The organism is Halopelagius longus, assembly GCF_900100875.1.
In the GTDB taxonomy this organism is placed as follows: domain Archaea; phylum Halobacteriota; class Halobacteria; order Halobacteriales; family Haloferacaceae; genus Halopelagius; species Halopelagius longus.
Window position 1 is genome coordinate 232,460 of record NZ_FNKQ01000001.1, and the last position, 20,781, is coordinate 253,240.

General features: G+C 66.5%; 26 protein-coding genes. 16 read left to right on the forward strand and 10 right to left on the reverse strand.

Annotated features, from left to right (window positions below):
• Window positions 1–49: 49 nt before the first annotated feature.
• Entirely contained in the window at window positions 50–577 is a 528-nt protein-coding gene (locus BLS11_RS01150; RefSeq protein WP_092531692.1) for a DUF367 family protein, read from the forward strand.
• Window positions 578–579: 2 nt separating this feature from the next.
• On the opposite strand, the gene BLS11_RS01155 is transcribed toward BLS11_RS01150, so the two are convergent.
• The gene (locus BLS11_RS01155; RefSeq protein ID WP_092531695.1) at window positions 580–948 is read right to left on the reverse strand and encodes a DUF5518 domain-containing protein; all 369 of its coding nucleotides are present in this window, start codon (window positions 946–948) and stop codon (window positions 580–582) included.
• Window positions 949–1,067: 119 nt separating this feature from the next.
• Between BLS11_RS01155 and BLS11_RS01160 the strand changes: the two genes are divergently transcribed.
• Together BLS11_RS01160 and BLS11_RS01165 are read left to right on the forward strand one after the other, a co-directional pair.
• Window positions 1,068–1,862 carry a DUF8130 domain-containing protein gene (locus BLS11_RS01160; RefSeq protein ID WP_092531698.1) on the forward strand — a complete coding sequence of 265 codons (795 nt, stop codon included), beginning with the start codon at window positions 1,068–1,070 and terminating at the stop codon, window positions 1,860–1,862.
• Window positions 1,863–1,928: 66 nt separating this feature from the next.
• Complete coding sequence (locus BLS11_RS01165; protein ID WP_092531701.1) at window positions 1,929–2,897, forward strand: NOG1 family protein; 969 nt, start codon at window positions 1,929–1,931, stop codon at window positions 2,895–2,897.
• Window positions 2,898–2,965: 68 nt separating this feature from the next.
• On the opposite strand, the gene BLS11_RS01170 is transcribed toward BLS11_RS01165, so the two are convergent.
• From BLS11_RS01170 to gvpA, 5 genes are all read right to left on the reverse strand, one after another.
• Window positions 2,966–3,697, reverse strand: coding sequence for an SIMPL domain-containing protein (locus tag BLS11_RS01170; RefSeq protein WP_092531704.1), 732 nt, complete (start codon window positions 3,695–3,697; stop codon window positions 2,966–2,968).
• 62 nt (window positions 3,698–3,759) lie between these two features.
• Window positions 3,760–5,169: a TIGR00341 family protein gene (locus BLS11_RS01175; protein WP_175454343.1), complete on the reverse strand. Its 1,410-nt coding sequence runs from the start codon at window positions 5,167–5,169 to the stop codon at window positions 3,760–3,762.
• 99 nt (window positions 5,170–5,268) lie between these two features.
• On the reverse strand, window positions 5,269–5,961 hold the full coding sequence (gene gvpO / locus BLS11_RS01180; protein WP_092531707.1) for a gas vesicle protein GvpO, halophile-type: 693 nt from the start codon (window positions 5,959–5,961) through the stop codon (window positions 5,269–5,271).
• Window positions 5,962–5,965: 4 nt separating this feature from the next.
• Complete coding sequence (gene gvpN, locus BLS11_RS01185; protein ID WP_092531710.1) at window positions 5,966–6,982, reverse strand: gas vesicle protein GvpN; 1,017 nt, start codon at window positions 6,980–6,982, stop codon at window positions 5,966–5,968.
• An 8-nt stretch (window positions 6,983–6,990) separates the two neighbouring features.
• Window positions 6,991–7,257, reverse strand: coding sequence for a gas vesicle protein GvpA (gene gvpA, locus BLS11_RS01190; RefSeq protein WP_217628970.1), 267 nt, complete (start codon window positions 7,255–7,257; stop codon window positions 6,991–6,993).
• A 247-nt stretch (window positions 7,258–7,504) separates the two neighbouring features.
• On the opposite strand from gvpA, the gene BLS11_RS01195 reads away from it, so the two are divergent.
• From BLS11_RS01195 to gvpM, 8 genes are read left to right on the forward strand one after another with little or no spacing between them, the layout of a single operon-like run.
• Complete coding sequence (locus BLS11_RS01195; RefSeq protein ID WP_092531713.1) at window positions 7,505–8,131, forward strand: GvpL/GvpF family gas vesicle protein; 627 nt, start codon at window positions 7,505–7,507, stop codon at window positions 8,129–8,131.
• Between the two features lie 3 nt (window positions 8,132–8,134).
• Complete coding sequence (gvpF, locus tag BLS11_RS01200) at window positions 8,135–8,389, forward strand: gas vesicle protein GvpF (protein ID WP_092531716.1); 255 nt, start codon at window positions 8,135–8,137, stop codon at window positions 8,387–8,389.
• The gene (gene gvpH / locus BLS11_RS01205; protein ID WP_092531719.1) at window positions 8,389–8,913 is read left to right on the forward strand and encodes a gas vesicle protein GvpH; all 525 of its coding nucleotides are present in this window, start codon (window positions 8,389–8,391) and stop codon (window positions 8,911–8,913) included. The genes gvpF and gvpH overlap by 1 nt, the downstream gene beginning before the upstream one ends.
• Window positions 8,906–10,045, forward strand: coding sequence for a hypothetical protein (locus BLS11_RS01210; RefSeq protein ID WP_092531722.1), 1,140 nt, complete (start codon window positions 8,906–8,908; stop codon window positions 10,043–10,045). Before gvpH ends, BLS11_RS01210 begins: the two co-directional genes overlap by 8 nt.
• Window positions 10,038–10,733 (forward strand): gas vesicle protein GvpJ, encoded by a 696-nt coding sequence (gvpJ, locus tag BLS11_RS19950; RefSeq protein WP_092531725.1) that lies wholly within the window; start codon window positions 10,038–10,040, stop codon window positions 10,731–10,733. The genes BLS11_RS01210 and gvpJ overlap by 8 nt, the downstream gene beginning before the upstream one ends.
• Window positions 10,730–11,059: a gas vesicle protein GvpK gene (gene gvpK, locus BLS11_RS01220; RefSeq protein ID WP_092531728.1), complete on the forward strand. Its 330-nt coding sequence runs from the start codon at window positions 10,730–10,732 to the stop codon at window positions 11,057–11,059. Before gvpJ ends, gvpK begins: the two co-directional genes overlap by 4 nt.
• The gene (gene gvpL / locus BLS11_RS01225) at window positions 11,052–11,900 is read left to right on the forward strand and encodes a gas vesicle protein GvpL (protein WP_092531731.1); all 849 of its coding nucleotides are present in this window, start codon (window positions 11,052–11,054) and stop codon (window positions 11,898–11,900) included. The genes gvpK and gvpL overlap by 8 nt, the downstream gene beginning before the upstream one ends.
• On the forward strand, window positions 11,897–12,193 hold the full coding sequence (gene gvpM / locus BLS11_RS01230) for a gas vesicle protein GvpM (RefSeq protein ID WP_092531734.1): 297 nt from the start codon (window positions 11,897–11,899) through the stop codon (window positions 12,191–12,193). The genes gvpL and gvpM overlap by 4 nt, the downstream gene beginning before the upstream one ends.
• Window positions 12,194–12,199: 6 nt before the next feature.
• On the opposite strand, the gene BLS11_RS01235 is transcribed toward gvpM, so the two are convergent.
• Both BLS11_RS01235 and BLS11_RS01240 read right to left on the reverse strand, forming a co-directional pair.
• The gene (locus BLS11_RS01235; RefSeq protein ID WP_092531737.1) at window positions 12,200–13,372 is read right to left on the reverse strand and encodes a hypothetical protein; all 1,173 of its coding nucleotides are present in this window, start codon (window positions 13,370–13,372) and stop codon (window positions 12,200–12,202) included.
• Between the two features lie 176 nt (window positions 13,373–13,548).
• Entirely contained in the window at window positions 13,549–14,253 is a 705-nt protein-coding gene (locus BLS11_RS01240; RefSeq protein WP_092531740.1) for a 5-formyltetrahydrofolate cyclo-ligase, read from the reverse strand.
• Window positions 14,254–14,460: 207 nt separating this feature from the next.
• Here BLS11_RS01240 and BLS11_RS01245 point away from each other — a divergent pair, with 207 nt between their 5' ends.
• Both BLS11_RS01245 and BLS11_RS01250 read left to right on the forward strand, forming a co-directional pair.
• Complete coding sequence (locus BLS11_RS01245; protein ID WP_092531743.1) at window positions 14,461–15,231, forward strand: SRPBCC family protein; 771 nt, start codon at window positions 14,461–14,463, stop codon at window positions 15,229–15,231.
• Window positions 15,232–15,241: 10 nt separating this feature from the next.
• On the forward strand, window positions 15,242–16,411 hold the full coding sequence (locus BLS11_RS01250) for a zinc-dependent alcohol dehydrogenase (protein ID WP_092531746.1): 1,170 nt from the start codon (window positions 15,242–15,244) through the stop codon (window positions 16,409–16,411).
• 39 nt (window positions 16,412–16,450) lie between these two features.
• Here BLS11_RS01250 and BLS11_RS01255 read toward each other — a convergent pair whose 3' ends face one another.
• A complete protein-coding gene (locus BLS11_RS01255) occupies window positions 16,451–16,795 on the reverse strand; it encodes a hypothetical protein (RefSeq protein ID WP_092531749.1) in 345 nt (114 codons plus the stop codon).
• 179 nt (window positions 16,796–16,974) lie between these two features.
• Here BLS11_RS01255 and engB point away from each other — a divergent pair, with 179 nt between their 5' ends.
• Both engB and BLS11_RS01265 read left to right on the forward strand, forming a co-directional pair.
• A complete protein-coding gene (gene engB, locus BLS11_RS01260) occupies window positions 16,975–17,595 on the forward strand; it encodes a GTP-binding protein EngB (protein WP_092534388.1) in 621 nt (206 codons plus the stop codon).
• Between the two features lie 361 nt (window positions 17,596–17,956).
• On the forward strand, window positions 17,957–18,823 hold the full coding sequence (locus BLS11_RS01265) for a formyltransferase family protein (protein ID WP_092531752.1): 867 nt from the start codon (window positions 17,957–17,959) through the stop codon (window positions 18,821–18,823).
• Window positions 18,824–18,867: 44 nt separating this feature from the next.
• Here the strand turns inward: BLS11_RS01265 and BLS11_RS01270 are convergent, their stop codons facing one another.
• Window positions 18,868–19,527 (reverse strand): ThuA domain-containing protein, encoded by a 660-nt coding sequence (locus BLS11_RS01270; protein ID WP_092531755.1) that lies wholly within the window; start codon window positions 19,525–19,527, stop codon window positions 18,868–18,870.
• Window positions 19,528–19,645: 118 nt separating this feature from the next.
• Between BLS11_RS01270 and BLS11_RS01275 the strand changes: the two genes are divergently transcribed.
• Window positions 19,646–20,746: a Gfo/Idh/MocA family protein gene (locus tag BLS11_RS01275; RefSeq protein ID WP_092531758.1), complete on the forward strand. Its 1,101-nt coding sequence runs from the start codon at window positions 19,646–19,648 to the stop codon at window positions 20,744–20,746.
• Window positions 20,747–20,781: the final 35 nt, after the last annotated feature.

Sequence of the window (20,781 nt, forward strand, 5' to 3'; positions counted from 1 at the left end):
CCCGCGGCGCGACGAACCCCTTTTGTCGGCACGCCGCGGAGGGACGGACGTGACCGCAGACGCGACCGAGAGGGCGTACGAACTCCACGTTCGCTACGAGGGCGACGACGACCCGAAGAAGTGTACGGCCCGGAAACTCGCGAAGTTCGACCTCGCGGAACTCCACCGCTCGGACCGCGCGACGCCGTACGGCGTCGTCCTGAACCCCCACGCGGAGCGTGCGCTCTCGCCCGCCGACGCGGACGCGGCGACCCTCGTGGCCCTCGACTGTTCGTGGGAGTCGGCGGGCGAGGCGATGTTCTCGCTCCCCGGCGACCACCGCGCCCTCCCGTACCTCGTCGCGGCCAACCCGGTCAACTTCGGGCGGCCGATGCGCCTGACGACCGTCGAGGCGTTGGCGGCGGCGCTGTGCATCTTCGGCCGGAGAGAGCGCGCGGAGGCGATTCTCTCGAAGTTCACGTGGGGCCACACCTTCCTCGAACTCAACGAGGAACCGTTGCGTCGCTACGCGGACTGCGCGGACTCGACGGAAGTGGTCGAGGTTCAGCGCGAATACTTAGAGCGCGGCGAGGGGTAGTTTTAGGCGCCTTTCGCCCACGACCCGACCGCGCCCGCGAGTGCGCTGTCGATAGCGAACAGGAGCGTCACGACCAAGCCGACGAGGAGGACGCCCCCGCCGCCGACGAGGGACCCGACGGGGCCGCCGACGAGGCCGACGAGACTCCCCAACAGGGCGAGGCCGACCGTGAGGATGATGCCCGAAATCGACCCGGCGACGAGGCCGTTCCACGCGCCGTGTCCGAGACTCCCGCCGGCGAGGTAGCCCGCGGCGAACCCCCCGAGGAGTCCTGCGCCTATCTGTCCCACTACCGGCAGACTCAGGCCGACGGCTCCGACGACGAGGATGACGACGAAGCCGACGGCGACGGCGCGCCAGTCTATTGCCATGTCCGAACGTACGCGTCTCGCGAGCAAAAGCGTCGCGGCAGTCCGCCCGTGTCGCCGGACGCGGCGGCCGACGCGCCGTCCCCGAAACCGTTTTCGCGTCGGAATCCCAACCGTTTCACGTGAAACGCCGACGCTTTCTCGCGTCCGTCGCCGCCGCGGGCGCCGCCGTCGGCGCGGGCGTCGTCCACCGAACGCGGCGATACGAACTCGCCGCGACGGCCGAGCGGTTCGACTACGGGCTCAGATTCAACGACCTCGGCACCGAGCAACGCGGCGAGAGCGTCGAACTCTCGTCGTTTCCGGCGTCGGTCCGCCCGACGCTCAGGCAAGCCGCCGCGGTGCCGGGCGTATTCGGGACGAACGACCTGTCCGCGTCGGTCGCGGAACGACTCCGCGAGGCCGACTACCTCCGCGCGGACGGCCGGTACTACACGACGTACGTCAGCGACGTCCGCGACGTTCCGCTCTCCGTCGACGTCGCCGTCCGCGAGTCCCTGCGCGCACCGTTCGACCCCGCCGCGTTCTCGCTTTCGCTCCGAAACGAGGGCGCGGAGACGGTGGCGGTGGCCGCCGGGCCGCCGATGCCGTTCGGCGTCGTCGGCGCGCACCGCCCGGACGACCGAGAGTCGCGTCTCACGCTCTGGAGCGACGAGTACCGCGACGCTCCCGGGGTGAGCACCGTCGGCCGACGCGTCCTCTCGATGACGGGTCTCGGGACGGAGACGGCCGTGGAACCGGGCGAGACGGTCGGCACCGTCTACGAACTCGGACGCGGCGGGGCGGGGACGTGGCTACTCGACGGCGACGTGGGCGTCTCCGTCGAGGGGCGCGACGCCGACGGCGGCGACGGGCACGACGGCGGCGACTTTCCGTACCGCGTCAGACTCGACGTGCGCCGCCGGTCGCCGTGGTAACGCTCGGCTCGCGCCCGCGACGCCAAAGGACGGCCTTTTACCCTTCGGCCGAGTAAACGGTGCAACATGATTTTCGAGTCCCTACCGACGACGCCGCGGTCGGAGGAACTTCTCGACAAGGCGTTCTCTCGCGCGGCGCGTTCCGGACGTGCGAAGTCCGGGTTAGAGGCCCAGCAGTCGATGCTGCAGACGGCCTCCTCTATCCTCTCGGATAACTTAGAGAACGTCGTCACGGAGTGGCCCGACTTCGGCACGGTGGACCCCTTCTACTACGAACTCGCGGACGCCATCGTGGACGTCGACGAACTCCGGCAGGCGCTCTCGGAGGTGACGTGGGCGAGTCGGCAGATCTCCGAGATTCGCAGCGAGTACCAGCCGAAGCTCCGCAAGACGGAGCCGGAGACGGCGCGGAAGCACCGCAAGCAGGCGTTCGCCCGGATGGCAGACATCATGGACGAAATCGAAGACGACCTGCTCCTCGTCGGCGAGGCGCGCGACGACCTGAAGGACCTCCCCGACATCCGCCCCGACGAACCGGCCATCGTCGTCGCGGGCTACCCCAACGTCGGCAAGTCGTCGTTCGTCAACAAGGTCACCCGCGCCTCGAACGAGATAGCGCGCTACCCCTTCACGACGCGGGGCGTCCAGATCGGCCACTTCGAGCGCGACCGGGTTCGCTACCAGATAATCGACACGCCGGGACTCCTCGACAGGCCCGAGGAGGAACGAAACGACATCGAACGGCAGGCCGCGAGCGCACTCGAACATCTCGCGGACGCCGTCATCTTCGTCGTGGACGCAAGCGGCGCCTGCGGGTATCCCCTCGACGTGCAGTTAGAACTCCGCGACGCCGTCGAAGAGCGGTTCGGCTCCGTCCCCGTCCTGACCGTCTGCAACAAGAGCGACCGCTCGACGGACGTGGAGGCAGACCTCTACATGAGCGTCACGAACGACGAGGGTATCGACGAGGTACTCGACGCCGCCGTCGATGCGGTCGGATACGAACCGGATATCCCGCCGTCTCGGCAGGAGTAACTCGGAAAATACGGAGTTCGGCGGAGGGCCGAAGCGGGTCGGTCGAAGTCGAATCGGTTGTTCTGCGGTTACTCGGCTTCGTAGGTGACGCTGACCGTCGCGGTCACCGTCACCGGGCCGGGTTCGAAGGAGGTGGAGCCTCCCGCGGCGGTTTCTGCGACGGCGCGGTCGTAGTACATCGGTTGGTTGCTGCCGTCCGTCGAGGCCGACCTGACGTCGCCGAGGGTGAGGTTCGACGCGGACGCCATCGTCTCGGCGTCCGTGCGGGCCGCGTCCATCGCGCGCTCTATCGCCTGTTGTCTGAGTTCGGCGCGCGTCTCCTCGGTGAGGGTGAACGCGACGTTGCCGACTTCGCTCGCGCCGTTGCCGACGGCGACGTCTACGATTTCGCCCGCGCGGGCGGGTTCGACTTCGACGCTGTAGGTGTGGACCGCGCGGTAACCGACGACTTCGCGGCTCTCCTTCGAGTGGTCGTACTGGGCGTCGACGCGGTAGTCGGTGGTCTCGACGGCGTCGTCGGGCACGCCGGCGTCACGGAGCGCCTGTCGCATCCGGTCTGCGTCCTCGGCCACCTGTTTCCGGGCGGCGTCGGCCGAGTCGGCGGTGGCGGTCACGGAGACCGAAATCACCGCGAGGTCGGCCTCCGCGGTCACTTCGCCTGACCCGGACGCCGAGATGGTCGCGGGGCCGGCGGCGGCCCCGTCGTCGCTTCCGCCGTCGGTCTGGAGGGGCGCGAGGCACCCAGAGAGCAGGACGAGGGCGGCGAGTGCGGTCGGAAGTAGGTGCGCTCTGTATCGCATGACAGTACATCGGCGGCTCAGGTATTCAACCCGCCGTTGAGACAAAGGCCTCTTTCAGTCACTCAGACCGCGGGCGAACGGGGGCCGACCCCCCTCGCGGACACCGCGGGGCGTTCGGGGCCGCCGTCCTCGTCTCCGGGAGTCGTCGCGCCGCCCGACTCTCCGTTCGGCCGTTGGATGGCGATGTATCGAACCTCGACTTGGACGCCCTCCTCTCTCCACGGTTCGAGCGTCTCGGGCGCCTGGTCGTTGAGTTTGCGGCTGATTTCGTCGGCGACCTGCGGCGGCGGTTCGCCCGGCGGATAGCCGATAGTGATGGTGATGCGCTCCGGGGTCAGGAGGGGGAAACTCCGATATCCGACCTCCATCGAGATGAGACTCGCGTCCTGCGGAAGCGACTCCTCGATTGCGACCCGGGCGTCGTTCTCGAACTCCGCGCTCCGAACCGAACCGTACGTGGCGGCGCCGAGCACGGCCGTGAGGATGAGCAGAATCACGCTGAACGTCGTGACGCGGGTCATCATGATCGACCGGGCTTCGTTCTCCTGGACCCACAGTTTCGGCCGGTATCCCATCCGCCACAGCACGACGAGGGCGACGACGTTGATGGAGAGGACGTTCACGAGGACGAGCACCGCCGACCCGAGTACCGCGACCGGCGACCCCCACGCGAGGCCGATACCGACCACCGCCATCGGGGGCACCAACGCCGCGGCGATCATGACACCGACGAGGGCGGCGGAGACGCCGGAAGCGAGCGAGAACGCCCCGGCGGCCCCCGCACCGAGGGCGACGACCAACGACAGAACGTCGGGCGAGAGGCGCGACTCCACCTCCCCGATGGAGAACACCTCCTGCCCGGTGAGGGGGACGATGTTCGTCATCCGGAGTACCAGCGCGAAGAGCGCGGCGCTCACGATGCCGAGGAGGATGCCGGACGCCTGCAACTTCGCCCCGCGGGCGAACATCTCCCGGTCGTCGATTATCGTGCCGACGCTCGTCGTCATCGCCGGGCCGACCAGCGGAGCGATGACCATCGACCCGACGACGACGGCGGGCGAGTCGAGGAGCACCCCCGCGGTGGCGACGATGGCGCTGATGACGGTCATCACGACGAACGTCAGCGTCTGCGGCGCCATCTCCTCGGCGCGGGCGACGAGTTCCTCGCGCGCGATTCGGTCGCTCCCCTCCGGGTTCTCCTCGTTCCACTCGTCTTGAAGCTCGTCGAAGCGCCGAGAGACGACCGTCTCGGCCTCCGTGACGACGATGTAGGAGTCGCGTTCGATACCCACGTCGCGGAGGCGTTGGAGGATGTGTTCGACGGCGGCTTTCGGGATGGGGAACGTGACGACTGCGGCGTACTGACGGTTGCTCGACTCGGTGGAGAGGGCGTAGTCGATGCCCTCCTCTTCGAGGGCTCCGACGACGGCCTGTCGCTTCCCCGTCGGAACCATCACTTGGACGAGTCGCACGATCGAACGTGGGGCGGGTGAGGGAAAAACTCCCCGGGATACGCTCCGGACGACGGAGCTACCGACGATTCGCGAGCGGAAAAATAGCGCGCAGCGGCGTCACTCCACGTCCGCCGTGTCGCTCCGCCGGTAGCGGTTGACGCGGCGGTAGCCCTGAATCGCGCCGCCGGGTCCGAGTTCGAGTTCGTAACTGCCGAGGATGTCTTGGGAGTCGGGCACCGCCGGACGCTCTATCAGGTCGGCCACGACCAACCAGCCGTCCTCCTCGGCTCTGATCTCGCTGATGCCGTCTAACTCCCGTCCGATGAGGTCCGAAGCGGTGGATTCGACGATTCGTCTGACTTCGACGATATCGACGGACTCCCCGCCCGTCCCCTCGGCGGCGTCTTCGAGTCCGTCCGAGTCCACCGTCTCGTCGCCCTCCCTGCCGATGTCGCTCGTCTCGGTTCCGTCTCCGGAGTCGGCGTCTGAGTCGGTGTCGGCGTCGGACTCGGCGTCGGTGTCGGATTCGGATTCGGATTCCGTTTCGGCGTTGGCGTCGGACTCGGACTCCGTTTCGGCTTCGTCTCGGGATTCGCTTTCGCTCTCGCCGCTTCCGCTCCCGCCGTCGCTTTCGCTCCCGCTTTCGGCTTCCGTTCCGCCGTCGGCGGCTATCTCGTCGATAGTATCGTCGCTCTGTCCGTGTTGGTAACAGAAGTCGCCGTCGCCGGCGGTTCGGGAACACCGTTCGCCGTCCCGGGTGAGAGCGATGCATTGCTCCGTCTCGTCGCTCGTCGCTGGGGCGTTGGCCATACTGTCATATTCCTCCCACGATGGATTGAATCTGGCCCCTAATCTCCTCGACTTCCTCCCGCGAAGATACCTTCGAAGCGAGAACGTCCGTGCAGATGTCCACGAGGATGTCGTCCTCCGGCGGGAACGCAGACAGTCCGCGCGCGGCCATGATGGCGGCCCGCGTGCCGACGGTGATGTCCATCTCCTCGCGGAGGCCGCGGACGATGGTGACGATTTTCTCGATGCTCTCGCGGTCGAGTTCGTCGACTTCCGAATCGACGATTTCGACCTCCGTCTCCTTGCCGTAGAAGCCCATGTGGATGCCGACGAGTCGGTCCAGAAGCGCGTCCTGGGGGCGGTGGACGCCGGCGTACTCGACGGAGTTCGAGGTGAGCACCGTCCTGAACTCCGGGTGGACCTCGACGGTTCGGTCGGCCCCGCGACCGGTCGAGTACTCCAGGAGGCCCTCCTCGAACGCCGACAGCAGGACGTTGTTCGCGGCGGGTTTCGAGCGGGAGAACTCGTTGTAGATGAGCGTCGCGCCCTCCCGCGCCGCGACCGAAAGCGGGTTGTCCACCCAACGGTCGCGGGTGATAGAGGTCTTCTTCACCACGTCCCTGACGTACTGGTCGCGTTCGGTGTACTGCTCTTTGCCCGCGTGTTCGCCGACGAGCGCGGCGGTATCGACCGCGTCGTCGCCCTCTATCCAGACGATGGGGCGTCCGCGCGCCACCGCCGCTTGGACGGCCATCGTCGTCTTCCCGCATCCGGTCGGTCCGACGAGGTGAACGGGCTGTTCGGCCGCCCACCAGTTGTTGATGCGCTCGACGAGCGCCTGCGTCTCGTCGGTTTCGACGAACGGCTCGAACCGTTTGGCGACCTCCTCGGCCGACAGGGGTCCCTCGTCGCCGCTTTCGTCCACCTCGGACCGGTGTCGGTCGAGGTTCTTCTCCTCCTTGCTTCGGCGCTGTGTCTCTTCGTTGTCGGACCGCACGCGGAGGCCGCGTACCGTCCGGTTGTGTTCGGAGCCGTCGGTCATTCAGTCGATTACTGCGTCTGTGCAGGTTCGGTTTCGACTTCTATCTCCTCCAGTTCGTCGATATCGCCCGAGGCGCTCGCCTGTTCGATTTTCGCGATCTCCTCCGCGTAGTGGAGGAAGGTGTCGACCGACGCGACGACGACGCGCGCCTCGACGGTGAGGAGTTCGATACCGACGACGGAGATTCGGGCCCAGACGTCGATGACGACGCCTTTGTCGAGAACCCGGTCGAGGACTTCCGCGAGACTTGATGAGTTGGGTGTTCGTTGTGCCATTGTAATCGACCTGGAACTGATGGTCCGACCCGGAACGTAATGAGGCTTGAGGCCAAGATGTGAACATAGAAGGGTTATCTTCCGATACAGTTGCAAATTAGAGAATTAATACCCAGATCGGGGAAACGATCGACCGGTATAGATTCAGTCCTTTTGATAAACACCATCTCTTATCCGCGTAGCCCCCCTTATATGAAGGTGTGCGGACAGCCGTCGCGGACGGCCGCGATTCCGCGCGAAGATTCCAATGAGCGAAGAGAACCTGTACGTTTACGGAGCCATCGACGCAGAGGACCTCGACTTAGAGATATCCGGGGTCGGAGGGGCCGAGCGAGTGTACACGGTCACCCACAAGACCGTCTCGGCTATCGTCTCCGACATCGACACGACGGACCCCGAACGGACCGACGAGAACGTACAGGCGCACGACGAAGTGCTACGGACGGTACTGGAACACGGCGACGGCCGGACGGTCGTTCCCATGCAGTTCGGCATGGCGTTCAAAGACGCGCGAACGCTGAAGAACGTCCTCCGGGGCGCGCGCCCGGCGTTCAAGCGCGCGCTCAACGACGTCGAGGGAATGGTCGAACTGGGCGTGAAAGTCGTCTCCGAGGAGGACACGGACCTCGACGAGAGCACCGTCGAAGAAGCGGCAGAACGCCTCACGGAGGCCAGCATCAACGAAGTCGAGAACGGCCAGTTCAGCGACCGACTGCTGCTCAACCGGTCGTATCTGGTCGAGCGCGACAAGCAGGACGAGTTCGGCGAAGCGGTGGACGAACTCGAAGCCGAACTCGGCGACGTGCTGGTGCAGTACACCGGTCCGTGGGCCCCCTACAACTTCGTCGACATCCACGTCGGCGTCGATAGATAAGCCATGTTCCTCCTTGACGACATACTCGTACGGCCGTTTATCTCGCTCCTCGACGTCCTCCACCAGTTGGCGCTCGAAGAGATGTACGACATCGAAGCGCTGCAGGACGAACTGAAGGAGAACCAACTGCTGTACGAACTGGGCGAACGGTCCCAGGCGGAGTACGAGCGTCGGAAGGAGGAACTTGAAGCGGAACTGGAACTCGCCGAGGAGGTGCGCGAGCAACTGTCCGGCGGCAAGGTAGAGGTGAAACGCTAATGCACGACTCAAACGACGACGACGAGAACCGACCTAACGACCGGGACGGCGTGTCGCTCGGTGCGGGACTACGGGCGCTGACGGGCCTGCTGTCTTCGCTCCGAAAGCGCAACCGAAACAGCGGTTCGGGCCTGTTCGACACCGACCGCTCGTCCGTCGAGTACCGGTACTCCGTCGAGACGGGACTCGGCGACAGGCCGGAGCACGACCGGCCGACGCGCGACGGGCCGAGACGCACGCCGCGGAAGGAGCGACCACGGACGAAGCGGCGTACGAACGCCGACCTCCCGTCTGCGGTCAGTCACGAGGAGGACGTGGCCATCGTCACCGTGGACCTCCGCGACTTCGACCCCGACGACGTGACGGTCGGACTCGACGACGACGAACTGGTCGTCGCAGTCGACGGTAGTCAGGTCGACAGGGTCCCCGTGGACGTTCCGCCGGAGCGAAACACGACCGCGCGACTCAACAACGGCGTCCTGCAGGTCCGAATCGAACCCGAGGAGGGGAGGACCGATGAGTGACGACCTCGACGAACTCCTCAGTCGAACGGAAGAGGAGATGGCGAAGCTCGAGGAGTCGGTGGACGAGGGGAACGTCGAGGACGCCCTCCAGACTCTCCAGCGACTGGTTCACACGGCGGACGAACTCGAAGACGTCCTCGACTCGGTGGACGTGAGCGAACTCCCGGACGCCGTGGACGCAGGCGAACTCGCGAAGGCGGTCGAAGTCGGCGAGATACCCGACGCACTTCGGGACGGCGACGTGGGGGACGCCGTCGACTACCGGCAACTCCTCCGTGCGGTCGAACTCCGGAAGATGCTCGGCGCGACCGACGTCCGCCAACTCTGGAAGCAGTCGCGGGACTCCGAGATGTTCGGAGGCGAGGACTCCGGCCTACTCGATTCGGGCGGCGAGGACTCCGGCCTCCTCGGCGGGTCCGACGACGGGAACGCGGACGCCGAGAGGAACGAAGAGGACGACGTCATCGCTGAACTCGAAGCGTTAATCGACGACGACGCCGAAGACGACGATTCGCTGGTCGAAAGCGCCGCGGACGCCATCTCCGGCGACGACGCCGAAGACGACGACTCGCTGGTCGAAAGCGCCGCGGACACCCTCACCGGCGACGATTCCGACGAGTCCGCCGACGCCGACGACGGGATTCTCGCCGGAGACGACGGCGACGGACTGGTCGGCGGAGACGACGGCGGATTGATGGGCGGCGACGGCAGTGGACTCGGCGACTACGACCCGGAGGCCGTCCAGATAGGGATTCAGTCGAAGGCGATGGAGGCCGTAGACGAGTTCCGCGCGGGGATGCTGGAGGCCCACGAGAAACTGAAGAAGGTCTACGAGAAGAACCAAGAGCGCACCAGCAGTCAGAGTAAGAAAACCTCCTCGCGGAACCCCACCGCGGTCCGGACGATACAGAACGACCGCGGCGACATCGGGCACGCGACGCACTACTCGACGATTCCGCGGGAGACGCGCTACTCGACGGCCCCGAACCGCAAGCGCATCTACGGCTCCCGGTTCGAACAGGAGGCGCGCAAGTCGCAATCGGAGGCGGAAGCGAAAGCGGAGACGAAGACGGAGACGGAACCGAAGGCAGAGACGAAGACGGAACCGGAAAGGGGTGAGTCCGATGGTTGAGCAACCGTCCCGCCAGAAGACCGACCTCGCGGAGATGGTCGAGATGCTCCTGGACAAAGGCGTCGTCATAAACGCCGACATCGTCGTCTCCATCGGCGACACGGAACTCCTCGGCGTGAAGGTGCGCGCGGCCATCGCCTCCTTCGAGACGGCCGCGGAGTACGGACTGGAGTTCCCCGAGGGGACCGACATGGACCGCGTGGAGGCCGCCGCGAAAGGCGAACGCCGCGAGGGCCTCTCCGAGGCGGAAGCGCCCGTAACGGTGACCGAGTCCTCGGAGGAGGAACTGGACGCGGCGGAGGCCCGGAGGGACGACGACGAAGACGACGAGTCCGACGAGGCGGAGTTTCTGACCGCGAAGACGCCCGTCACCAGCCAAACTCCCGCCAGCGGTCAGACCCGGACGTCGGCGGAGACGCCCGCGACGGGTGAGACGCCGGCGTCGCCGGACGACGAGGCGGTGTCGGACGAAGGCGAACCCGATTCCGAAGACGAATCCGACGCCGAAAGCGAATCCGAGGCCGACGACGACGACGCCGACGACGAACCCGAAGTCGAGTCGGGTGACGCCGACGGTGACGAGGCGGACGAGGACTCCGTCACCGACGACGCGGAGGGCGACGACGCCGACGAATCGGCCGACGAAGACACGTCCTCGGAGGACGAAGGAGACGGTGACGAAGGATGACCACGATAGAGATAGACGACGAGAACGCCGGGACCGGGCTGGTGGCGTTAGTCGTCACCGTGGTCGAACTGCTCGTGGAGGCGTTGGAACGCGAGGCGGTCCGGCGCATGGAGTCGGGACACCTCACAGACGAGGAGATAGAGCGCCTCGGTCGGCAGTTGGCCGCAATCGAGTCCGAAATCGACTCGCTCAAAGAGCAGGAGGGAATCGAGGAACCGGTCGAGGACCTGCGGGGCGACTTGGACGGACTGGTCGAAGACGCCATCCGGCAGGTCGAAGACACCGAGTGGGTGAAGCCCGCGTCGGAGGTCGAACGCGATGAGTGACGCCGCCGACGCCTCGTCCGCCGAGTTCGACGAGGGGCGGTACCTCTACTGCGTCGTCCGGGCCGACGACGCGGACGCCGAATTCGACGTCGAAGGCATCGAGGACGAACCCGTCCGCGTCCTGACCGAAGGCGACGTCGGCGCGGTGGTCCATCGCTGCGAATCGCTGTACGACAGCGACGACCCGACGACGCTGAAACGCTGGCTGTTGGCCCACCAGCGAGTGACCGACGCCGCCGCGGACGCCTTCGGCACCCCGCTTCCCGTCCGCTTCGACACGGTGTTGACGGGCGACGACGACACCGTGCGGGAGTGGCTTCGGGAGTCCGCCGACGGCCTCCGGGACGCCCTCGACGCTCTCGCCGGACGGCGCGAGTACCGCATCGAAGTGCGCCGCAACGAGGACACCCTCGCCGACCGCCTCGCGGAGACGGACGACCGCCTCGGCGAACTCCGGGAGAAGAAGGAGGAGGCCGGCGAAGGGACCGGGTTCCTCGTCGGGAAGCAGTACGAACAGCGGTTGGAGGACCTCCTGCGCGAACACCGCGAGAACGAGGCCGAGGCCGTCGCGGAGGAACTGGCCCGGTACGCCGAACGGGTCCAACGGTTGGGCGAGAACCGAAGCGCGTCGCTCGTCGGCGCGCAACCGGACGACGACGACGCGACGAGTTCCGTCCGATTCGCCGTGTTGGCCCCCGTGGACAACGAGGACGACATCGGCGAGATACTGGACGACGTGGCCGCGGAGGACGGCGTCGAGGTGCGGTTCAGCGGTCCGTGGCCGCCGTACTCCTTCGCGCCGGAACTCGACGTGGGTGCGACCGAGGAGGGGTCGCCGTGAAACCGAGTAAGGGCGACCAACACGCGGTCGTCGATCTAGTCGATATGCTCCTCCACAAGGGGGCCGTCGTCGAGGCGGACGTGCTCATCACCGTCGCGGACATCCCCCTCGTGGGGTTGAAACTCCGCGCCGCCCTCGCGGGCATGGCGACGATGCGGGAGTACGGCATGTTCGAGGAGTGGGACGAGATACAGCGAGAACTGAGTCGGGAGGAGGTAGCCCGACACCCCATGCGGTCTCGACTCACCGCGCCGACCGACGGGAAGAAGAAATCGGATGCGGACGAATCGTAGCCGCCGTCAGGCAGTCCCTTCTTGACGCTGTTTGAGTTCGTTCACGAGGTCCTGCGCGAGTCCCTGTAGGTCGTCCTCCGACATCTCGACCAACCGGTCGCTCATCTCGTCTCGCGTCGCGTCGCCGTCCCCGTCGGAGTCGCCTTCTGTATTCGCGTCTCCGTCGGCATCGGAACCTCCGTCGGCGTCCGAGTCGTCCGTTTCGGACTCCTCGTCCGTACTCGACTCGTCCGCCTCCGCTCCGCCGTCCTCGCCGGCGTCCGTCGCTTCTTCGTCGGCGTCGGTGCCCTCCGCCTCCGAATCGTCGCCTTCGGACTCCTCTCTCGCTTCTTCGACTTCCTCGGCCGACGCTTCGATGCTGCCTTGGGCGTCCGCTTCTATCTCCTCTTCGACCGCGCCCGCGTCCGATTCTGCGCTCACCGCCTCGTCTACGGTTCCCTCGTCCGCGGCGACGCCCTCGCCGGTCTCCGTCTCGTCGCCCTCGGCGTCGTCGCCGCCGTCGCTCGCGTCCGTCTCCTGCGCCTGCGACTCGGACCCCTCGTCGGCCTCCGATCCGTCGGATTCGCTCCCCTCGGGCGACTGGTCGCTCTCTGTGCTCTGTGGTTCGGTCTCCTCGCCGCGGACGATGGCGGCGGCTTCCTCGGCGCTCACGTCGAACGACTCCTGGATGCGGTCGATGATGGCCTGTTGGTCGTCCGACGTTCCCTCCTCTTCGGACTCTTCGTCTCCGGACTCCTCGTCGGACTCCGCCGGCCCGCCGGACACGGGGATAGCGTCCTTTACCTCTTCGCCGGCGGGTAGCGCCCCCTCGCTCCCGTCGCCGACTCCGGGAAGTACGTCTCCCATCGTTTGGAGCCACTCTTTGAGCGCTCTCACCCACGACCGAAGCATCTCCGTTAGCGACCCGGCTTCGTCGCCGCCCGTCACCGCGTCGCGTATCCGTAGCGCCAACCACGCGCCGAGTTCGTTCCCGAGGCGCGCGCCGAGTTCGCGTCCCAACGCCTCGCCGATGGCGCGTCCGACCACGTCGGCCGAGAGGTCGCCCTCACCGATCTCGTCTATGTCCTGCAGTACCGCCTCGGACACGTCGGCGATGCCGGCGTCCTCCGGGGACGTGTCTTTCTCCGCGTAATCGAGTACTGTCTCTACCGCGTTCGTCTGGGGTTGGGTCTGGCTCATGGGTCTCTGTCTCCTCCGGTTTTCGTTCGCCCTCGCGGGGTGTCGGAGAGCGGCGATGTACGGCTCGGCTCTGTGGGAGATGTTCGGCGTAAGAACGGATAACTGGTGTGGCCGTTCGTTCCGGAAAACGTGGATTTAGACGCTCAGACTCCCGTTAACGCCGGATGAATTCTCCCCTACTCCGGTCGCAACCGGCGCAGAATCGGAATCTCCTCGATTCGCTCCTCGGACAGTTCCGCCCACCGGACGCCCGACGGTTTCGCCCGCACCTCGTCTCGGACCGTTCGTTCGGGCGTGACTATCAGGTCGATGGGCACGTCGTGCGCCCCCGCGTCGACGTCGTCGTCCACCACCTGCATCTCGTGTACCGTCGTCGCGGTCACCGTCTCGTCGGAGACGAGGCCGCACTCCCGCAGGAGGGCGAACTCCAAGTCGCTGTACCCCTCGCCCTTGCCGATTCGCCCGCCCGACTCGTCCACCGCGACGCTACCGCTCACTATCAGGTCGATGGGGTCCATCTCCTCGGGTGCGACCTGTACGCCCACCTCCGCGGACCCGCCGATGGTCGTCGCGTGGTCGTAGTCGTCTATCTCCGCGGGGTCGAGGCGGAGGAAGCACTTCTCCTCTCGGAGTCTGGGAACGGCCATGTACACCGTCTTCTCCTGCCGGAGTGCGGCCCGGCGGACGGGCAACTGCGGCGCGTCGGGGTTCGATTTGATCGCATCCGCCTCCCGCCACGCTTCGGTCGCCGCCAGTCGCTCCGCCGCCTCGTCCGCGCCGTTAAAATTGGGAATTCTCCCGTGCGGCGGGTACGGAAACCGCGCCTCGCCGCTCTCGGCTAACTCGTCCCAGACGCGTTCGCGAACGTCCTGTTTGTCCATGTCTCGACGGGCGCGGGCGACGCACTAATAGGTCGTTCCTCCGGCGTTTGCAGGCCCAACGCACATGTCGTCGCCCCGCCAGTTTCCGACGAGGACGTGTTACACAATGTCTGTGAACCGACCGTACCGAGAGCGCGGGCGACCGACCGCGGGACGTCGGCCGCGCGCGGAGCGAATCGGTAGTCCGGCGTCGAACTGGTCCCCGCCATGACCGCCCGCATTCAGGACGTACTGGACGGGGAGTCGTCCGCCCTGCCGACGCCGAACCCCTCCGACGACGAACCCGACGTCGGGACGGGCGTGCGAGTCGCCTCGACGATTCTCGGCGGCGCACTCCTCTGGTTCGGCGTCAGGCGGCGGACGTGGCCCGGGACGGTGGCCGCGTTGGCCGGCGGGTGGTTGCTCCACCGGAGCATCCCCGGGCGGAGTCCCCTCCCGAGCGTCTTCGGACGCGGCGGGAGTCGCGGCGAGGGCGACGAGGAACCCGTCGAGACGGACGTCGAACGGACGGTCACCGTCGGAGCCGACGCGGACGAACTGTACGAGCGTTGGCAGGACCCCGAGCAGTTGGCGCAGGTGATGGGTCACTTCGCCGACGTGGACCCGGTGGACGAGGACAGACTTCACTGGACGGTCCACGGCCCGTTCGGCCGTGACATGGAGTGGAAGACGCGGTTCGTCGAGCGCCAACCCGGAGAACTGCTGCGCTGGGAGTCGATGGAGAACGCGACGGTGCCGAACGAGGGGTCGATTCGACTCCGTTCGGCGCCCGGCGACCAGGGGACGGAGGTGACGCTTCACCTGCGCTTCGACCCGCCCGGCGGGAAAGTCGGCAACGCGGCGATGAAGTTCTCGGGGTTCGTCCCTGCCGTCCTCGCGAAGAAGGCGCTTCGGCGGTTCAAGAGCCTCGTCGAGACGGGGGAGATACCGACGCTCGAAGGCAACCCCTCCGCTCGCGGACGCGGTGATACGGTATGAGGAGACAAGGATGAGAGCGCTCTGCTGGAACGGAGTCAACGACTTGGGCGTAGAGACGGTCCCCGACCCGGAACTGGTCAACCCGCGCGACGTGGTGTTGCGCGTGACGCTGACGACGGCGTGCGGTTCCGACCTCCACTTCATCGACGGCTACCTCCCGTCGATGCGCGAGGGCGACGTCATCGGCCACGAGTTCATGGGCGAAGTCGCGCAGGTCGGGCGCAAAGTCGAGGGCCTCGAAGAAGGCGACCGGGTGGTCGTCCCCTCGTTCGTCGGGTGCGGCAGTTGCGCGTACTGTCAGGACGACCTGTGGTCGCTCTGCGACAACACGAACCCCAACCCCGAGTTACAGGAGCCGATTCTCGGCGACGCGACCGCCGGAATCTACGGCTACACGCACGCCTTCGGCGGGTACGCCGGGTCGCACGCGGAGTACGTCCGGGTGCCCCACGCCGAGGAGAACTGCTTCCACGTCCCCGACGAACTGAGCGACGAGCAGGCGCTTTTTGCCTCCGACGCGTGGCCGACGGGCTACATGGGCGCGGACTTCTGCGACATCGAACCCGGCGACATCGTCGCCGTCTGGGGGTGCGGCGGCGTCGGCCTGATGGCCCAACACAGCGCCCGACTGATGGGCGCGGAGCGAGTCATCGGCATCGACCGCTTCCCCGAACGACTGCGGACGGCGCGGAAAGAGGCGGGCTCGGAGACCATCGACTACACGGCGGTAGACAGCGTCGTCGAGACGCTACACGAGATGACCGGCGGGCGCGGCCCGGACGCCTGCATCGACGCGGTGGGGATGGAGGCCCACGGCACCGGCGTCGCCCACGCCTACGACCGCGCGAAGCAGCAGTTGAAACTCCACACCGACCGCGGCGACGCCCTCAGGCAGGCCATCCGCGCCTGTCGGAAGGGCGGCACCCTCTCGATTCTCGGCGTCTACGGCGTGATGGACAAGTTCCCGATGGGCGTCGTGATGAACAAGGGCCTCACCGTCCGCACCGCACAACAGCACGGTCAGCGGTACGTCCCCGAACTCCTCGAACACGTCGAGGAGGGGGAGATGGACCCGTCGTATCTGGCGACCCACGAGTTCTCCTTGGAGGACTCCCCGCGGGGCTACGAGATGTTCAAGGAGAAGGAAGACGGCTGTATCAGACCGGTGTTCACGCCCTGAGGCTAGGCTCCGCGGCGGCGAGGACTCGCGTCGCTCCGACTACTCGCCGAGGCGCTCGGGTTCCTCGATGCTGTCGAGTATCTCGGCGGTGCACTCCAGCACCTTCTCCGGGTCGGCGTTGGCCGCCTCGGCGACCTGCTGGACGTGGACCGCAAGCGGCGAGAAGAGGTCGTACACCTTCTGGTTGAGTTGGTCGTCGTTGCTGTCGGCGTGGGCGTGGATGTAGTCCGTCCCGTTGCCGTACTGCATCGCCACGAAGAACGACTGTGGCTGTTCGACGTCGTCGTTCAGGAGGGCGGTCGCGTCACGAAGCGCCTGCCGGAGTTCTTTCGGGGAGTCACCCGGTTGGGGTCCGTTCGAGGGCTGGTCGGAGGTCCGTTGCATGGTACTCTGTCTCAGCCTACACAGCAACCGTAATAAGATTGTTGCTTAAAAAAGACTGTTCGAAGATAGAGACGTTATCGGGAGACGCCCGGTCGGCGGTCTCCGGACACGGGTCGAAGAGCGCGTTCGAGGAGGTCGTCAACGTCAGCATTAACCGCCGCGGCGGCGTCCGTCCACACATGTTCGAAGACCGCCCGGACCGGCAGGAGGTCGTCCTCGTCGGGCGTTCAAACGTCGGGAAGTCGACGCTGATGCGCGAGTTGACGGGACACTCGAAGTTCACGACGGGGAAGAAACCCGGCGTGACGCGGAAGCCAAACCACTTCGATTGGGCCCCGGAGAGTTTCATGTTCACCGACCTGCCGGGGTTCGGGTTCATGTCCGGCGTCGAGGAGGACCGCCGCGAACAGATTATGACCGACATCGTGCGGTACATCGAGGCGAACGCCGACGACATCCTCGCGGGCGTCCTCGTCGTGGACGGAAAGAGCGTCGTCGACATCATCGACCGCCACTCCGGCCCCGACGAGATACCGCACGACGTGGAGATGTTTCACTTCCTGCGCGAACTCGAAATCCCCGTCGTCGTCGCCGTCAACAAGATGGACAAGGTGGACGACGAGGACGAACGCCTCGACGAACTCTGCGACCGACTCGGCCTGATGCCGCCCTGGAAGCAGTGGCAGGACACCATCGCGCCGATAACCGCCAAGCGCGGGAACATCGAACCGTTGCTCTCCGCCCTCCAGAACCACTTCCACGAGCAGAAACGCGACGACCTGCTGAAGTTCGTCAGCTGAATCGAGCGCCGAGCGTTCCGCTCCGAGGCGGAGAGACGAACGCGGCGGAACTCACGCTGCGTCTGTAGACGGTGGCTCGGGAGAAGTCCTCGTCACAAGGGGCTCGGAGGGGGTAACTGTCTTCACTGCCACCGAGTCGGGGTTGGGACCGGAGCGACAAGAATCCACCTTTTCTCCGCTCCCTATCGCGAAAATGCATATGTAATATTGCAATTGCTGAAACCAACTTACTAACGTTGAGGGTGGGACCAATTAAGGAATATCGTCTTGGTATATTCGTTCAGTTATGCGTTCTATTCGCACACTATGGCAACTGTAACTACTTACGCTCGGTTTCGTGTTTCGGGTACTTTCCCCCACGATGGCTCCGAACTCCGACAGTACGCTCCGCGTGGCCGTCCTCTGCGACGAGTGCGTACCCCGCTGGGAGAAACGGGCGCTCGAGCGGATGGTCTCGGAGACGGACGCCGAAATCACGCACGTCGTGTTCCGCGACCCCGAGGACCGGGAGGACGGCGTCCGAGCGTTCGTGCGGGACGCGGCGCGCCAGATACGCAACTACCCGCTGTGGTCGATGGTCGGCGCGGTGCGGATGGCGACGGAGACGCCCGAGTACGAGCGTCCGACGCCGGTCACCGACGTCGAGGGCGTGCCGGACGCGGAGTGGGTGTACTGCACGCCGCAACCCGCCGACGGACTCGGGACGGTCCTCCCGGAGTTCGTCGTCGACGGCGTCGCCTCCGAGGTGGACGTCGCCGTCCGCCTGACCGGGTTCGGCATCCTGATGGGGGAAATCCTGCACGCACCGACCCACGGCGTGTTGAGTTACCACGTCGGCGACATCCGCGAGTACCGCGGAGTGATGGGGGCGGGATTCTGGGAGTTCTTCGACGGCCGAGGCGAGATGGGCGTGACGGTGCAACAGCTCACCGAGACGCTCGACGGGGGGCGAATCGTCGCCCTCGAACGCGTCGACATCTCGGAGTTGCACACGTGGCAGGCGGTGAAAGCGCGCGCGTTCTGCGTCGCCGAACGGATGCTCGCGACGGCCGTCGAGAACCTCTCGGACCCCGCGTTCACCCCCGCCGAACCGGACCGACTCGGGGAACTTCGCTACCCTCCGAAGGGCGCGGCGGTGCTCAGATACCTCCTGAAGAACACGTCCGGGCGACTCCGAACGGGGTCCGACCCCCGGTCCGTCGAACGCGACCGTCCGGTACGCGACTAGCCGCGACGGACTCACGCGTCGGCGTCGACGAGTTCCGCGTTCGTCTACCCGAACGCGGGAGTGTCGGCCGCCCACTGCACGCCGTTCTGAAGGAGCGCCTGCGTCCCGTCGGTGGCGATGGCCGGATAATCGTGCCCGAGCGAGCAGTAAAACACGCGCCCGTCGCCGTACTCCTTCACCCACGAGACCGGCGTGTCCCCGTTCTCGGGGTGGTCCATCCGGGCGAGCACCGTCACCTCGTCGTCGTACTCGACGACGTACGGTTCGTCCCAGACGCGGAAGTCGTCGAGGTCGGCCGAGACGGGGTGGTGGCTGTAGACGACGTTCACGTCGAACGCCCCCTGTGAGGGGTGCGTGACGAAGTGTCCGCCGAGCATCTCCCGGAGTTCGGGCACCGGTTCGTCCCTGTTCTCCCCGTCGACGGTCGTCAGGTCCGACGCGCAGTGGACGCCCGCGTAGCCGTTCCCCGACTCCACGAACGAGAGGATGCAGTCGAGTTGTTCGTCGGTGAACGTGCTGTCGGTCGTGTAATCGACGAGTACGTCGTAGCCGTCGAGGTCGGTCACCGACTCCCGGTCGGTCGTCAGGTCGGCCTCGACGCCGACCGGCGCGAGCGTCTCTTCGAGTACCGGTCCCATCCGCTCGAACCGGTGGAACGGGAACCTGTTACCGCCGAGGAGCAGGGCCTGTATCTCGGTTGCCATGTTCGAGACTCCCGCCGAGAGTACTTTTTTCTACGCTATTCGCCGCCCGTCCGCCGGTCGATACCGTGTCACCCCGCTTCGACCCAGCCTTTTTCCCCCTGTTGGTCGGGAGAGACGTATGGGTCCAGTTCAGACGGGCGTTCTCGGCTGCGGAACGATCAGTGAGGCGTACCTCGGCGCGGACGACCGCTTCGACGTGTACGACATCGTCGCCTGCGCCGACATCGACGCCGAGCGTGCGCGGGAGACTGCCGAGGAGTACGACTTGCGGGCGTACGCCCCCGACGAGATGCTCGCTGACGACGACATCGAGTTGGTCGTCAACCTGACGCCGCCGTCGGTCCACACCGAGACGTGTCACGACATCCTGACGGCCGGCAAGCACGTCTACGTCGAGAAACCCCTCGCCGCTAGCTTCGAGGACGCCGCCGCGATTCTCGACGCTGCGGAGGCCGAGGGATTGTCGGTCGGGTCGGCCCCCGACACCTTCTTGGGCGCGGGTCTGCAGACCGTTCGGTCGGTCGTCGACGACGGGCGAATCGGCGACCCGGTGGGTGCGACGGCCGTCTGGACGTCGGGCGGACACGAGAGTTGGCACCCGTCGCCCGACCTCTACTACCGGCGCGGCGGCGGTCCGCTCTTCGACATGGGACCGTACTACGTGACCGCACTCGTCTCCGTGCTCGGCCCCGCCAAGCGGGTCACCGGTTCGACCACCCGCACCTCCGACCAGCGCACCATCACGAGCGACCCCCGCCGCGGGGAGACCATCGACGTGGAAGTCCCCACGCACGAGTCGGGAATCGTCGACTTCGCCGACGGAGCGACCGCGAGCGTCCTCACGAGTTTCGACGCGCCCGGTCGCTCGACGTTCGGGTCCCCCGCGTTCGAGATTTACGGCACCGACGGGACGCTCCGACTCCCGGACCCGAACCACTTCGAGGGCCCCGTTCACGTCCATTCGGCGGACGGCACGGCGGAGGAAGTCGAGTTGACCCACGAGTACACCGCAGGGCGGGGAGCCGGCGTCGCGGACTTGGCGGCGGCGATTCGCGGCGACTGGCGACACCGGACGAGCGGTGCCCTCGCGAATCACGTGCTCGAAATCCTCGACGGGATACGCGACGCGTCGGCGGAGGGGACTCACGTCACCATCGAGACGAGCGTCGAGCGTCCAGAACCGCTGCCGCCGACCTTCCCGGACACGCTCGCGGACTGACCGCGGAGAGACGCGTTCGACGCCGACTAAGACTC